Source organism: Nocardioides sp. CER19, from assembly GCF_029846275.1.
Lineage (GTDB): Bacteria > Actinomycetota > Actinomycetes > Propionibacteriales > Nocardioidaceae > Nocardioides.
The window spans coordinates 344,924-359,278 of the sequence record NZ_JARVWS010000001.1 but is presented as its reverse complement, the minus strand read 5'-3'; the positions used below and the strand labels follow the sequence as shown (position 1 = coordinate 359,278).

The 14,355-nt window shown below is 71.7% G+C and carries 11 protein-coding genes; 1 reads left to right on the top strand and 10 read right to left on the bottom strand.

The window, feature by feature from the left end; genetic code table 11:
* Positions 1-242 precede the first annotated feature (242 nt).
* Complete coding sequence (gene pip / locus QDS12_RS01810; protein ID WP_279876494.1) at positions 243-1,196, top strand: prolyl aminopeptidase; 954 nt, start codon at positions 243-245, stop codon at positions 1,194-1,196.
* Between the two features lie 92 nt (positions 1,197-1,288).
* Here pip and araA read toward each other — a convergent pair whose 3' ends face one another.
* From araA to QDS12_RS01760, 10 genes are all read right to left on the bottom strand, one after another.
* Positions 1,289-2,797, bottom strand: coding sequence for an L-arabinose isomerase (araA, locus tag QDS12_RS01805; protein WP_279876493.1), 1,509 nt, complete (start codon positions 2,795-2,797; stop codon positions 1,289-1,291).
* A gap of 26 nt (positions 2,798-2,823) precedes the next feature.
* Complete coding sequence (locus QDS12_RS01800) at positions 2,824-3,501, bottom strand: L-ribulose-5-phosphate 4-epimerase (RefSeq protein WP_279876492.1); 678 nt, start codon at positions 3,499-3,501, stop codon at positions 2,824-2,826.
* Positions 3,498-5,177 (bottom strand): ribulokinase, encoded by a 1,680-nt coding sequence (gene araB, locus QDS12_RS01795; RefSeq protein WP_279876491.1) that lies wholly within the window; start codon positions 5,175-5,177, stop codon positions 3,498-3,500. Before araB ends, QDS12_RS01800 begins: the two co-directional genes overlap by 4 nt.
* A complete protein-coding gene (locus tag QDS12_RS01790) occupies positions 5,174-6,217 on the bottom strand; it encodes a LacI family DNA-binding transcriptional regulator (protein WP_279876490.1) in 1,044 nt (347 codons plus the stop codon). Before QDS12_RS01790 ends, araB begins: the two co-directional genes overlap by 4 nt.
* A complete protein-coding gene (gene yjfF, locus QDS12_RS01785; RefSeq protein ID WP_279876489.1) occupies positions 6,214-7,221 on the bottom strand; it encodes a galactofuranose ABC transporter, permease protein YjfF in 1,008 nt (335 codons plus the stop codon). The genes QDS12_RS01790 and yjfF overlap by 4 nt, the downstream gene beginning before the upstream one ends.
* Positions 7,218-8,255, bottom strand: coding sequence for an ABC transporter permease (locus QDS12_RS01780; protein ID WP_279876488.1), 1,038 nt, complete (start codon positions 8,253-8,255; stop codon positions 7,218-7,220). The genes yjfF and QDS12_RS01780 overlap by 4 nt, the downstream gene beginning before the upstream one ends.
* Complete coding sequence (locus QDS12_RS01775; protein ID WP_279876487.1) at positions 8,248-9,843, bottom strand: sugar ABC transporter ATP-binding protein; 1,596 nt, start codon at positions 9,841-9,843, stop codon at positions 8,248-8,250. Before QDS12_RS01775 ends, QDS12_RS01780 begins: the two co-directional genes overlap by 8 nt.
* A 210-nt stretch (positions 9,844-10,053) precedes the next feature.
* Positions 10,054-11,046 carry an ABC transporter substrate-binding protein gene (locus QDS12_RS01770; protein WP_279876486.1) on the bottom strand — a complete coding sequence of 331 codons (993 nt, stop codon included), beginning with the start codon at positions 11,044-11,046 and terminating at the stop codon, positions 10,054-10,056.
* Positions 11,047-11,221: 175 nt separating this feature from the next.
* Entirely contained in the window at positions 11,222-12,250 is a 1,029-nt protein-coding gene (locus tag QDS12_RS01765) for a LacI family DNA-binding transcriptional regulator (protein ID WP_279876485.1), read from the bottom strand.
* Between the two features lie 69 nt (positions 12,251-12,319).
* Positions 12,320-14,332 carry a hypothetical protein gene (locus QDS12_RS01760; protein ID WP_279876484.1) on the bottom strand — a complete coding sequence of 671 codons (2,013 nt, stop codon included), beginning with the start codon at positions 14,330-14,332 and terminating at the stop codon, positions 12,320-12,322.
* Positions 14,333-14,355: the final 23 nt, after the last annotated feature.

The following is a 14,355-nucleotide window of genomic DNA, read 5'->3' as shown; positions in this document are numbered from 1 at the left end:
CAGGGTCTTGCGGCAAGACCCAGGGGCCGCTATACGTTGAGAGTGGAGGGGCGCGGCCCCTCCGCTCTTGTTCTCGGACACCTGCCAGGGGTGCCGGGCCTCGGTATGTTCATCGAGGTATGCCGCCGAGTGCGCACCTCCCACGCGGAGTTCCGCCGGGGAAGTGATGGTTCGTCTGCATACCTCGACGAACAGACGCCAGCGAGACCCCTGACGGCACCGGGAATCGCTACGGTCGGGCGGTGGCCTACCCCCTCACCGAGCCCCATGACGCCGGTCTCCTCGACACCGGCGACGGGCACCACGTCTACTGGGAGGTCTGTGGCAACCCGCAGGGCAAGCCGGCGGCGGTCCTCCACGGCGGGCCGGGGTCAGGCGCTACGCCGTGGTGGCGTGGGTTCTTCGACCCCGAGCGCTACCGGGTCGTCCTGCTCGACCAGCGCGGCTGCGGCCGGAGCCGTCCCAACGCCTGTGACGACCGGCGCGCGCTGGAGGACAACACGACCGCCCACCTGATCGCCGATCTCGAGCGGCTGCGCACGCAGCTGGGGGTCGACCGCTGGCTGGTCTTCGGGGCGTCGTGGGGGTCGACCCTCGGCCTGGCCTACGCCGTCGCGCACCCCGAGCGGGTGAGCGAGCTGGTCCTGTGGGCGGTCGCCACCACCCGGGCACGGGACGTCCACTGGCTCACCCACGTCATGGGCGAGGTCTATCCCCAGGAGTTCGACGAGCTGCGGTCGGTGCTCGACCCCGACGAGAGGGACGGCAACATCCCCGCCGCCCTCCATGCCCAGCTCATGTCGGACGACCCCGAGGTGTGCGACCGCGCGGCCCGCGCCTGGTGCGCGTGGGAGGACCGGCTCGGGACGCTCACCGGCCCGGTGCGGCCCCACCCGCGCTCGTTGGACCCGCGGCTGCGGCTCGGCTTCGCCCGGCTGGTGACCCACTACTTCGGCAACCACGCCTTCCTGGCCGACGACGCCATCGTCGGGCGGCTCGACCGCCTCGCGGGCATCCCCACCCACCTGCTGCGCGGCCGGCTCGACATCGCCTCGCCGCTCCGGTCGGCGTACGAGGTCGCGGAGCGGGTCCCCCACGCGACACTCGACATCGTCGAGGCCGACGCCCACGGCGCGGGGGACGACACGGCGGAGCGCCTGGTCGCCGTGCTGGACTCCTACGCCGATCGGCGCTGAACCGCCGTCAGCCGACCATCCCGAGGAGGACGACGGACTGCTTCGCCGCCGGAGCGCCTCCGACGCGTCTGTTGTCCGTCGGACAGACGCCGTCAGCGCGCCCCGCCCGTGAGGCGGTGGTAGGCGTCGTTCCAGCGCAGCTCGCGCTGGAAGCCGCGCACCGTGGTCGAGGCATCGATGACGACCAGCTCGGTGGCCACCATGTCGGCGAAGTCCTCGTAGACCTCGCGGTCGAGGGCGGTGGTGAGCACGGTGTGGTGGGGCGCGCCGGCCACCAGCCACGACTCCGCCGAGGTGGCCAGCGACGGCTCGGGCCTCCAGACCGCGCAGGCGACCGGCAGCTTCGGCAGCGCCTCGGCCGGCTCGACGACCTCGATGACGTTGGCCGTCAGCCGGAACCGGTCGCCGAGGTCGGCAAGGCCGATCGTGACGCCGGGGCCGGGGTCGGCCACGAACCGCAGCCGGACCGGGTCGTCGCGGTCGCCGATCGAGAGCGGGTGGATCTCGAGCGAGGGCCGGGCGGTGGTCAGCGAGGGGCAGACCTCGAGCATGTGGGCGCCGAGGATCCGTTCCTCGCCGGCCACCAGGTGGTAGGTGTAGTCCTCCATGAACGACGTGCCGCCTGGCAGCCCGGCGGCCATCGCCTTGCTCGCGCGCAGCAGGACCGAGGTCTTCCAGTCGCCCTCGCCGCCGAAGCCGTAGCCCTCAGCCATCAGTCGCTGCACGGCCAGGCCGGGGAGCTGACGCAGCCCACCGAGGTCCTCGAAGTTCGTGGTGAACGCCCGGAACCCTCCGGCCTCGAGGAAGGCCCGCAGGCCCAGCTCGATCCGGGCGCCGTCGCGCAGGGAGTCGTGCCGGTCGCCGCCGGGCAGCAGCTCCGGGGCGACGGCGTAGGTGTCGGCGTACTCCTCGACGAGCGGATCCACGTCGGCGTCGGCGACCGCCTCGACGGCGGCGACGAGGTCGTTCACCCCGTAGGTGTTGACGGAGACGCCGAACCGGAGCTGGGCGGCGACCTTGTCGCCCTCGGTCACGGCGACGTCGCGCATGTTGTCGCCGAAGCGGGCCAGCTTGAGCGTGCGGAGCTCGGCCACGCCGAGGGCCGCCCGCGCCCAGTGCGCGACGCGTCGCTGCACGTCGGCGGACTCCACGTGGCCGGCGACCGTCTTGCGCGGCACCTGCAGGCGGGACTGGATGTAGCCGAACTCCCGGTCACCGTGGGCGGCCTGGTTGAGGTTCATGAAGTCCATGTCGATGGTCGACCACGGCAGCGCGACGTTGGCCTGGGTGTGCAGGTGCAGCAGCGGCTTGCGCAGCGCATCGAGCCCGGCGATCCACATCTTCGCCGGGGAGAACGTGTGCATCCACGCGATCACCCCCACGCAGGCCGGGTCCGCGTTGGCCTCGAGCATCTGCCGGTGGATGGCGCCGGCGTCGAGCAGGACCGGCTTCCACACGACCTCTGCCGGCAGTCCCGTGTCGGCCAACCGCTTGACCACTGCCTGCGACTGCTCGGCGACCTGCGCGAGCGTGTCGGGTCCGTAGAGGGCCTGGCTGCCGGTGAGGAACCAGACCTCGTGAGTGGCGGAGGTGGCAGACATGGTGTCCTTTCGAGGTCGGGGCGCGGTCAGCGCTGGCCGTAGACGTTCTGGTAGCGGTCGAAGAGGGAGTCGACGTCGCGCTTCGCGATCCGCACCGGCTCGCCGAGCTGGCGGGCGAGGTGAACCGTGCGGGCGACCTCTTCGCACAACACCGCCGCCTTGACCGCCGCCTTGGCGGTCGGGCCGATGGTGAACACGCCGTGGTTCTGCATCAGCACGGCCGAGGACCGCGACCCGCTCAGCGTCTCCACGATGCCGCGGCCGATCGAGTCGTCGCCGATGATCGCGAACGGACCCAGCGGGATGTCCCCGCCGAACTCGTCGGCGCACATCGTCGTCACGCACGGGATCGGCTCGGCGCGGGCCGCCCACGCCACGGCGTACGGCGAGTGGGTGTGCACGACGCCGCCCACGCGCGGCAGGTGGCGGTAGACGTAGGCCTGCGCCTCGGTGTCCGACGACGGCGCGTGCTCGCCCTCGACCACGCGCCCATCGAGGTCGCAGACGACCATGTTCGCAGGCGTCAGCTCGTCGTAGGCCACGCCGCTCGGCTTGATCACCAGCAGGTCATGCCCGGGCACGCGCGCCGAGACGTTGCCCGCCGTCCACACCACCAGGCCGTACGCCGGCAGGTGGGCGTGCAGCGCGCACACCTCGCGCCGGAGCGCCTCGACCGTCTCCCGGACGTCGGCCACGACGGTCATCGCGCCCCCTCGGAACGGTCGGCCAGCGCCTCGCGCCGGATCGCCTTGAGCCGGCGCATCACCCGCGTACGCCGACCGAGGTGGTCGTGCAGCTCGAGGTAGACGTCGAACAGCGCGTCGTAGGTCTGCGCGCGCTGCTCGTCGGGGAGGAAGACGTGCCGGCGGACCTTGCCCATGCTCTTCGCGGCGGTCGGCACGTCCGGGTAGGCGCCCGCTGCCACGGCGGCGTGGATGGCCGACCCGAGCGCGGGCCCCTGCTCGGAGTCGATGATCGACAACGGCAGCCGCGTGACGTCGGCGTAGATCTGCATGAGCAGCGCGTTCTTCGCCAGGCCCCCGGCGATGACGAGCTCCCGCACCGGGACGCCGCTGTCGGCGAACGTCTCGACGATGACCCGCGTGCCGAACGCAGTGGCCTCGAGCAGCGCGCGGTAGGTGTCCTCGGGGCGGGTGGCCAGCGTCTGCCCGACGACGAGTCCGGACAGCTCGTGGTCGACGAGGACCGAGCGGTTGCCGCTGTGCCAGTCGAGGGCGACCAGCCCGTGCTCGCCCACCGGCTGCTGCCCGGCCAGCCGGGTGAGGTGCTCGTGCAGCGACTCGCCGGCGGCGGCCGCCGCCTGGTGGTAGGCCGGCGGGAGCGAGGTGTCGACGAACCACCCGAAGATGTCGCCGACGCCGCTCTGCCCCGCCTCGTAGCCCCACTTACCGGCGACGATGCCGCCGTCGACGACGCCGCACATGCCCGGCACCTCGCGCAGCACGTCGCCGTTCATGACGTGGCAGGTGGAGGTGCCCATGATCGCGACCATCTGGCCCGCCTCGACGGCTTGGGCGGCGGGTGCGGTCACGTGCGCGTCGACGTTGCCCACCGCGACCGCGATGCCCTCGGGCAGTCCGGTCCAGGCGGCCGCCTCGGCGGTGAGCCGACCCGCGGCCTGCCCGAGCTGGCCGATCTCGTGCCCGAGCTTGTCGGTCACGAACCGACCGAAGCCGGGAGCCAGCTTCTCGAGGAACTCGCGCGACGGGTAGCGGCCGTCCTGGAGGATGCCCTTGTAGCCGGCCGTGCAGGCGTTGCGGACGTAGCGGCCGCACAGCTGCCACACGATCCAGTCGGCGGCCTCGACCCAGTGGTCCATGCGGTCGTAGAGCTGGCGGTCCTCCTCGAAGAGCTGCAGCCCCTTGGCGAACTCCCACTCCGAGGAGATCAGCCCTCCGTAGCGGGGGAGCCAGGTCTCGGCCCGCTCCCGGGCGAGCCGGTTGATCCGGTCGGCCTGGCGTTGGGCCGCGTGGTGCTTCCAGAGCTTCACGTAGGCGTGCGGCCGGTCGGCGTACTCCTCGAGCTCACAGAGCGGCGTCCCGTCGGCGAGCGTCGGGACCATCGTGCAGGCGGTGAAGTCGGTGGCGATGCCGATCACGCGCGCGGGGTCGATGCCGGCCGCCGCGACCGCGGCCGGCACGGCCGTGCGGAGCACCTCCCGGTAGTCCTCGGGCACCTGCAGCGCCCACTCCGGCGCCAGCCGGGCGCCCGTCGCCGGCAGCCGGTCGTCGACGACACCGTGGGCGAAGGGGTGCACCGCCGCGCCCAGCTCGGCGCCGTCCGAGACGCGGACGACGACGGCGCGCCCGGACAGCGTCCCGAAGTCGACTCCGACGGTGTACTGCTCCTCGGCGCTCATGCGCGGCTCCTCTGTCGTGCGGTTCCGGGGGAGGCGCTGCTCGCGCGGACGACCAGCGCCGGGCTGATCAGCGGCTCGGGCGCCGCCTCGCCCTCGAGGGCGGCGCGCAGCGTGCCGATCGCGCGGTGGCCCACGGCGGCGAAGTCCTGCTGCACGGTGGTCAACGGCGGCAGCAGGTACGCCGCCTCGGGGATGTCGTCGAACCCGACCACGCTCACGTCGCCGGGGACCGAGCGACCGGTCTCCCCCATCGCCCGGAGCAGACCGAGGGCCATCTGGTCGTTGGCGCAGAACACCGCCGTCACCTCCCGCCGCTCGGCGATCTCGAGCCCGAGCTCGTAGCCGCTGCGGGCCGACCAGTCACCCTCGACCTGGCGGGAGGGCCGCAGCCCGGCGGCGTACATGGCGTTCTGCCAACCCTGCAGCCGGGCGCGGGCCTCGGCCCACGCCTGCGGGCCGCCGACGTGGACGATCTCGGAGTGGCCGAGCTCGATGAGGTGACGGGTCGCCAGCTCCGCGCCGGCGGTCTGGTCGACGCCCACGGTCCACCGGGTCTTGCCCGGGTCGCCCTCGACGACGACGACCGGGACGTCCTCCTGGGCGCGGGCCACCTCGATGGCCTCGTCGGTCGCCGCGATGAGGACGATGCCCTCGACGTGCTGCGAGCGCAGGTGCTCGATCGCGTCGACGAACTCCGCGCGGGTCAGGCTCTGCAGGTTGACGGCGCTGACGAAGTAGCCGGCCTCGCGGCCGGCCGCCTGCACGGTGCGGTGGATGCTGCTGGGTCCCCAGAAGCCGGTCTTCGACCCGATGACGCCGATGGTTCCGGAGCGACGGCTGGCGAGTGCCCGGGCGGCCGTGTTGGGCCGGTAGCCGAGCTTCTTGATCGCGTCGAGCACCCGCTCGCGGGTCTCGGGACGCAGGTTGTCCTGGCCGTTGACCACGCGGGAGACGGTCTGGTGCGACACGCCGGCGAGGCGGGCGACGTCGGCCATGACCGGTGTCCGCTCGTTGCGCGCCGCGGCGGCTCCTTGGGTCATGGTTGCCGCCGGGTCATCACGCGCTGGATGACGACGAAGACGAGCAGGAGGGACCCGATCGCGATCTTGGTCCACCAGGAGCTGAGGGTTCCGTCGAAGGAGATGAAGGTCTGGATCGTCCCGAGCACGAGGACGCCGAGCATCGACCCGACGACGTACCCGCGACCGCCGGTGAGCAGCGTCCCGCCGATGACGACGGCGGCGATCGCGTCCAGCTCCATGCCGACGGCGTGCAGGCTGTAGCCGGAGAGCATGTAGAGCGAGAAGAGCAGCCCGCCGACGGAGGCGCAGAACCCGCTGATCGCGTAGACGGCGACCTTCGTCCGTGCCACCGGCAGGCCCATGAGCATCGCGGAGGCCTCGTTGCCGCCGATGGCGTAGACGGTGCGTCCGAAGCGGGTCCGGGCCAGCACCCAGGCCGCGATCGCGACCGCGACCACGGCGACGATGACCGTCGGGGTGATCGTGTAGCCACCCGGCAGGGTGATCTGGTTGGCCGCGATGTCGAAGAACGTCTTGTCGTGGATCGGGATCGACTCGACGCTGATGAGGAAGCACAGCCCGCGGGCGAGGAACATGCCGGCGAGCGTCGCGATGAACGGCTGGATGTCGAAGTAGTGGATGACCAGCCCGGTCACCGTGCCGAGCAGGGTGCCGACGACCAGCACGGCCAGGGCGGCGGCGACCGGCGGCCAGCCGTGCTCGAGCGTCCACGCGGCGATGACGGTCGAGAGCGCGACGACCGACCCGACGGACAGGTCGATGCCGCCGGTGAGGATCACGAACGTCATGCCGACGGCCAGCATGATGAGGAACGCGTTGTCGACGAAGAGGTTGAGCACGACCTGGGGGTCGGCGAAGCCGTCGTAGCGGATCCCGCCGACGCCGAACATCCCGATGAGCAGCGCCAGGGTGGTCAGCACCGGCAGGTAGCGGGAGGTCGGCGCGTAGCTGCGGATCCGCCCCCAGGTCGAGCCGGTGGGGGTGGCGGTGGTGGTGGTCATGCTGCGGCCTTCTCAGGAGCGCTGACGGGGGTCGGGGTGACGCGACGTCGGATGCGGAGCGCGGCTCGTGCCTTGGGCGACTGCAGGAGGCAGACGAGGATGACGACGACGGCCTTGAAGAGGTAGTTGGTCTCCGACGGGATCCCGATGTTGGGGATCGTCACCGCGAGCGTCGCGATGAACATCGCGCCGAGGAGCGTGCCGGTCAGGGAGAAGCGGCCACCGGCGAGCGAGGTGCCGCCGATCACGACGGCGAGGATCGCGTCGAGCTCGATCCAGAGGCCGGCGTTGTTGGCGTCGGCCGCGTTGGTGTTCGAGGCGATCATCAGGCCGGCGACGCCGGCGCAGAACGCGCTGAACACGTAGACGGTCCAGATGATCGTCCGGCTCCGCACGCCGGCGAGCCGACTGGCCTCGGGGTTGATGCCGACCGCCTCGACGAGCATGCCGAGCGCCGTACGCCGGGTGAGGACCGCCGTGAGGCCGAGGACCGCGAGCGCCACGATGATCGCGAGCGGGATGGTGAGCACGTAGCCGGCGCTGATCTTGTCGAAGAACGAGTTGTGGACGGTCGTGATCTGCCCGTCGGTGATGAGCATCGCGAGCCCGCGCCCGGCTGTCATCAGGACCAGCGTCGCGATGATCGGCTGGATGCCGAGGACGGCGACGAGGAACCCGTTCCACAGCCCGAGCACGACGCAGACGGCGAGGGCGAGGGCGCAGGCAGCGATCGCGGTCGACGTCGCCGACTCGTCGGCGCTGCCCGCGATCCGGACGCAGGCGACCGCGCCGGCGATCGCCGCGATCGCGCCGACGGACAGGTCGATACCGCGGGTGGCGATGACCAGCGTCATACCGAGCGCGACGAGCAGGACCGGGGCGCCGTTGCGCAGGATGTCGATGAGGCTGCCGTAGAGGTGCCCGTCCTGCATGCGCAGGTGGAAGAACTCCGGCTGAGCGATGACGTTGACGACCAGCAGCACCAGGAGCGCGATCGCCGGCCAGGCCAGCGGGTGGCTGAGGACCTTACGCACGGGACTCCTCCTGCTCGGCGACGGCGGCCTCGGCGGTGGCCTCGCCCGCGATGATCTCCATGACGTCGCTGACGGTGACGCCGGCGTTGTGGCGCTCGTCGATCTTGCGGCGGTCGCGCATGACGACGAGCCGGTCGGCCAGCCGGAGCACCTCCTCCAGCTCGGCGGAGATGAAGATGACGGAGAGGCCGCGGTCGGACAGGTCCGAGACGAGCTGCTGGATCTGCGCCTTGGCGCCGATGTCGATTCCGCGCGTCGGCTCGTCGAGGATCAGCACCTCCGGCTGGGTCATCAGCCAGCGGGCCAGCAGGACCTTCTGCTGGTTGCCTCCCGAGAGGTTGCGCATCAGGGCGTTGGGGTCGGCGGGGCGGATGTCGAGCGCCTCCATGTACTCCTTGACCAGTCGGGCTCGCGTGCCTTGCGGGATCGGGCGCAGCCAGCCGCGGGAGGCCTGGAGCGCGAGCAGCATGTTGTCGGCGACGGTGAGGTCCTCGACGACGCCCTCGGCGCGACGGTTCTCGCTGGTGAACGCGATCTTGCGGTCGATCGCGTGCCGCGGGCTGCGGAAGCGGCGCTTGGTCGAGCGCACGCGCAGCTCGCCGTGGTCGGCGGTGTCGGCGCCGAAGAGCAGCCGGGCGAGCTCGGTCCGCCCGGAGCCCAGGAGACCGGCGATACCGATGACCTCGCCCTCGTAGAGCTCGAGGTCGGTGGCCTCGAGCGACCCGCGGCGGCTGATCCCCACCGCGGTGAGGACCGGACGCTCGGCCCGGTCGGTGCTGGTCGCGGTCTCCTTCTCGAGACGCTCGAGGGTCTCGAGCTCGCGGCCGATCATGAGCTTGACCAGCTGGAGCCTGGGGGTGTCCTTGACGAGCCGCTCCTCGACGAGCCGGCCGTTGCGCAGGATCGTCATCCGGTCGGCGACCTCGTAGACCTGCTCGAGGAAGTGGGAGACGAACAGGATCGCCACGCCTTGCTCGCGCAGCCGACGCATGACGTCGAAGAGCTTCTCGGCCTCGCCGGCGTCGAGACTGGAGGTCGGCTCGTCCAGGATGAGGACGCGGCACTCGACGTCGACCGCCCGGGCGATGGCGACGAGCTGCTGTACGGCGATCGGGTGCTCGCCCAGCACCGACGCCGGGTCGACGTCGATCCCGAGTCGCTGGAGGGTGGCGCGGGCCTGGCGGTTCATCGCTCGGCTGTCGATGCCTCCGAGGCGGCGCGGCTCCCGGCCGAGGAACATGTTCTCCGCGACGGTGAGGTTCGGCACCAGGTTGACCTCCTGGTAGACCGTGCTGATGCCCGCGGCCAGCGACTCCGCCGGCGTGGAGAACAGGTGCTCCTCGCCGCCGACGACGATCCGGCCGGAGTCGATGGAGTAGACGCCGGTCAGCGCCTTGATGAGCGTCGACTTGCCGGCGCCGTTCTCGCCCATGAGCGCGTGGACCTCGCCGGGGAACAGTCGCAGGCTGACGCCGTCGAGCGCCTGGACGCCGCCGAACGCGATGGAGATGTCCTCCATCGTGATCACCGCGTCCGGTTGTTCGCGGGGGGCACCTTCGTCGGGTGCCTGGACGTCCATCTGCGTCATCGTCCTCTCCTGGTCCTGCTCGCTGGGCTCATCGGTCGGTGGTGCGGTCGGGGGTGCCGTCGGGCCCGTCCGTGAGAGGGCGGACGGGCCCAACAGCTGCTCGGTGCTCGGTCGTCGGAGTGACCCGAGTGACGTGGAGGCGAATCCGTGGCTCGGTCGCGCGACCGATCACCGGAGCCCCCGACCACACCTGAGGTGCGGAGTGGCCGCTCAGTACTTCCGGGTCGGCAGCGCTTCCTTCGCCTGCGCCTGGTCGAACGTCGTCTCCTCGGTGAGGATCCGCGGCTCGACCTCCTGGCCGGCGACGACCTTCTTGGCCAGGTCCATCAGCTGGGGCCCGAGCAGCGGGCTGCACTCGACGATGAAGTTGAACTTGCCGTCGGCCAGGGCCTGCATGCCGTCGTGCACGGCGTCGACCGTGATGATCTTGATGTCCTGACCGGGCTTGAGACCGGCGGCCTCGATCGCCTCGAGCGCACCCAGGCCCATGTCGTCGTTCTGGGCGAAGAGGACGTCGATGTGCTTCTGGGTCTTGAGGAAGGTCTCCATGACCTTCTTGCCGCCGTCCCGGGTGAAGTCGCCGGTCTGGGAGGCCACGACCTTGATGGCCGGGTTGGCCTTGGTGGCGTCAGCGAAGCCCTCGCCTCGGTCGATGGCCGGCGCAGCACCCGTGGTGCCCTCGAGCTGGACGACGTCGATCTTGCCGTCGCCGTTGGTGTCGGCGTCCTTGGCGTTGTCGACGACCCACTGACCGGCCTTCTTGCCCTCGACCACGAAGTCCGACCCGAGGAACGTCTTGTAGAGCGAGGTGTCCTTCGAGTCGACCGCGCGGTCGGTGAGGATGACCGGGATGTGGGCGCGCTTGGCCTCGAGCAGGACGGTGTCCCACCCGGTCTCGACGACGGGGCTGAACGCGATGACGTCGACCTTCTGCTGGATGTAGGACCGGATCGCCTTGATCTGGTTCTCCTGCTTCTGCTGGGCGTCGGAGAACTTGAGCGTGATCCCGGCCTCCTTGGCGCTGTCCTGGATCGACTTCGTGTTGGCGGTGCGCCACCCGGACTCAGCACCGACCTGGGCGAAGCCCATCGTGATCTTGCCGTCGTCCTTGCCGCTGGCCGAGCCACCGTCGGACGAGCCGCAGGCGCTCAGCATGAGTGCGCCCACGGAGATCGCGGTTGTCGCGATCAGGGTCTTCTTCACCACTGTTCTTCCTCCAGATCATCGGGCTGTCCGCCCTGTGACCAGCGTCACTGGCAGTGAGTGTGAGCGCTAACATTGCGTGGCGTCAAGACCCATTTCTCAGTCGGATCCAGAGAAATGTGAGCGTTCACCTTGCGACGTACGCCGTTGAACGATCCAACGGCCCCGCGGGCAGCTAGGCGCGGGGCGGCGCGGTGGACGCGCGGACGACCAGGGTGGGCCGGATCAGGTCGCTGGTCGGGCTCGGTGCGCCCTCGATGGCCTGCAGCGCGAGGTCCAGCGCCCGGCGGCCGAGGAGGGAGAACTCCTGGTTGACGGTCGTCAGCGCGGGCCAGTAGAAAGCCGACGCCGGACCGTTGTCGAAGCCCACGACGCTGACGTCGCCGGGCACGTCCCGGCCGTGCTCGTGGAGGGCGTGCAGCACACCCAGCGCCATGCTGTCGTTGGCGGCGAAGACGGCCGTCACGTCGGGGTCCTCGGCGATCCGCAGGCCTGCCTCGTAGCCGCTGCGGGCCGACCAGTCGCCGGCGAGCTCCGGCCCCGGGAGGAGGCGGCGCCGCTCGTGCGCCTCGTGCCAGCCGGCCCGCCGCTGGCCCGCCTCGACCCACTCCGGCGGCCCCGTCACGTGGGCGACGTGCCGGTGTCCCAGGTCGAGCAGGTGGTCGACCGCGAGCCGCGCGCCCTCGTACTGGTCGATGCCCACCGCCATCGCCTGACCTGAGCTCACGCCCTGCACGACGATCATCGGCACCGGCAGGTCGAGCGACAGCGCCTGGTCCATGGCCTCCCGGTGGGCGACGGCGACGACGATCGCCTCGACGGCCTCGTCGAGCAGCCGATCGACGGCCGCGCGCAGCGTGCTGGCCGAGAAGTCCTGGACGCCGACGAGGGAGACGTCGTACCCCGCCTCGTGACCGGCGGCCTGCACGGAGACCGCGATCATGCTGGGCCCGTGCAGCTGCAGGTGCGCGGCGATCATGCCGACCCGGTGCGTCCTGTTGGTGGCGAGCACCCGCGCGGCGTAGTTACGCCGGTAGCCGAGCTGCTCGATCGCCGCGAGCACTCGAGCACGGGTCGCGTCCTTGACCAGCGGTGAGCCGTTGAGCACGCGGGAGACCGTCTGGTGCGAGACGCCCGCCGCCGCGGCGACGTCGGCCATGTTCGGGCCGCGTCCCCCCTCTTTGGCGGGCGGTGTCGGGGGCATGACGGCATCGTAGGGAGGAGGCGGGACCGTACGCCGGGCGGCTCCGCGTTCGGCGTCCAGCGCCCCCGTTCAGTCGAGGCCGTTCAGCTGGTCGACGACCCCGAAGAGGTCGCCGCGGTCGTAGAAGTCGACCGCGACGAAGTTGGGCAGCATGTCGCGCTCGCGTCGACACTCGGCGACGCGAGCGCCCAGGACCGCGCGGGCGTTGACGCGCGCCGCGTTAGTCACCTCGGCGGTCTTGTCGGTGACCCAGTGGTTGACGAGGAGCAGCGGCGCGTCCGGCCTACCCCGGTTGCGCCGACACGTGTCGGGGCCGTCGATGAGGGCGGCGGGGGTCCGGAAGAGGTAGGGCGTGTCCTGGACCCAGTCGAAGCCCTGCAGCAGCCACGGGAAGGCGGTGCCGCCGCCGTGGTTCTCCATCATGACGACCAGGCGCTTGCCCGACTCCACCATCTCGCCCAGCGTGGGCCATGTCCCGCCGGCCGTCGGCGTGTAGACGTCGGACAGCAGCCCCGCCTGCTCGACGAGGGCGGCCGTGTCCGCGGGGCTGACCTCGTCCTGGACGATCAGCGTGACGACCTCGCGGGGGTGGGCGTCGAGCCAGGACCTCAGCCCGTCCAGGCTCGCGCGCCACGACGTCGAGCCGACCTCGCACAGCCCGTGGCAGAGGTAGGCCTCCTCCGGGCCGCGCGGGGCGAGACCGATCGCGTTCTGCAGCCGCAGCGCGCTGTCGACGGCGGCCCTGCCGAACGACCCGTCGGCCTCGGCGATCGCACGGTCGCGCGCCTCTCCGACGGTCGTGACGATGCGCGGCCGGTCGGTCGCCCGCCCGTACCAGCTGTCGATCAGCAGCGTCCTGATGCCGGCGTCGAGCTGGGCGACGATGCCGTCGGGCTGCTCGGCGAAGAACCAGCCCGGCTCGCTGGCGGCCGCCATCGAGTTGTGCGTCGCCGGGAAGGCGACCGCGTCGTAGCGCCGGTCGCAGAGCTCGACGTGCCCGTTGCAGGCCCCGTCGTCCGCCGCCTGTGACGCTGCGAGGTGGTGGTCTCCCGGCCAGGCGCCGATCACCACGGCGACCAGCAGGACCGCGGCCGCGGCGAACGCCCACGCTCGGACCATCCGAGCGCGCGTCAGCGTCACCACCGCGGTGACCACCCCGGTGACGAGCAGCCCCGCACCCACGACCCACAGCAGCGCGGTCGCGACCCGTGCGGGGTCGATGACCAGCGCGAGGCCGACCATGGCGATCAGGCCGGAGCGCAGCAGGGCGCGCGACCGATCGGAGGGCGGACCGGCGACCAGCACGAGCGCCAGCCCGGCGGCGGCGACCACGGCCGCCACGATCCAGAACGGCCCGGACAGCTGGTCCCACACCGCCCGGTGGACGGCACCGTCGAGCGTCTCCGGATCGCTGCGCCGTACCAGCGCGCCGGCGACGACCAGCAGGGCAGCCAGCAGCCCGGCGGCGGCCGCCGCACCGCGCCCGACGTCGACCGCCGCCCTGCGCAGGCGGTCCGATCCGGGCGTCAGGAACGCCGCCGCGACCAGCACCACCAGACCCAGGAGCGGCGCCAGCCAGGACAGCAGGCGGACCAGGTGGATCGGACCGATGGCGCTCGACCCGAGGCTTCCGGCCCCGATGTCGGAGAGCCGGACGTCCAGGTCGGCTGGCAACGACACCGCCACCTGCGGAGCGAGCGTCGTCACCGCGGCGACGACGACCGCGCCGACATCGGCCAGCCGGAGGACGACCGGGTCGTCCTCGCCGAGCACGAGGGCGTCGTACAACGGGGAGAGGCTGCGGCGGACGAGGGGGCTCAGGCTGCGGCTCGAGACCACGCCGGTCGCCGTGGTCTCGAGCAGCGGGCGCAGCGCGACCAGGTCGGGCTGCTCGTCGAGGAGGCGGTCGGTGAGCAGCCCACCGAGCTGGCGGGCGACGTCGGGGTCGGTCCGGACGGCGTCGACGTGGCCGGCGAAGCGGTCAGCGTCGAGCACCTCGTGGTTGAGGACCCCGGCCACGGCTCCGACGAGCAGCAGAAGGGTTCCGATGCACAGCGCGGCGATCCGCGCGAGCCGGAGCACGAGCCCAGGGTGTCGTCAGCCGC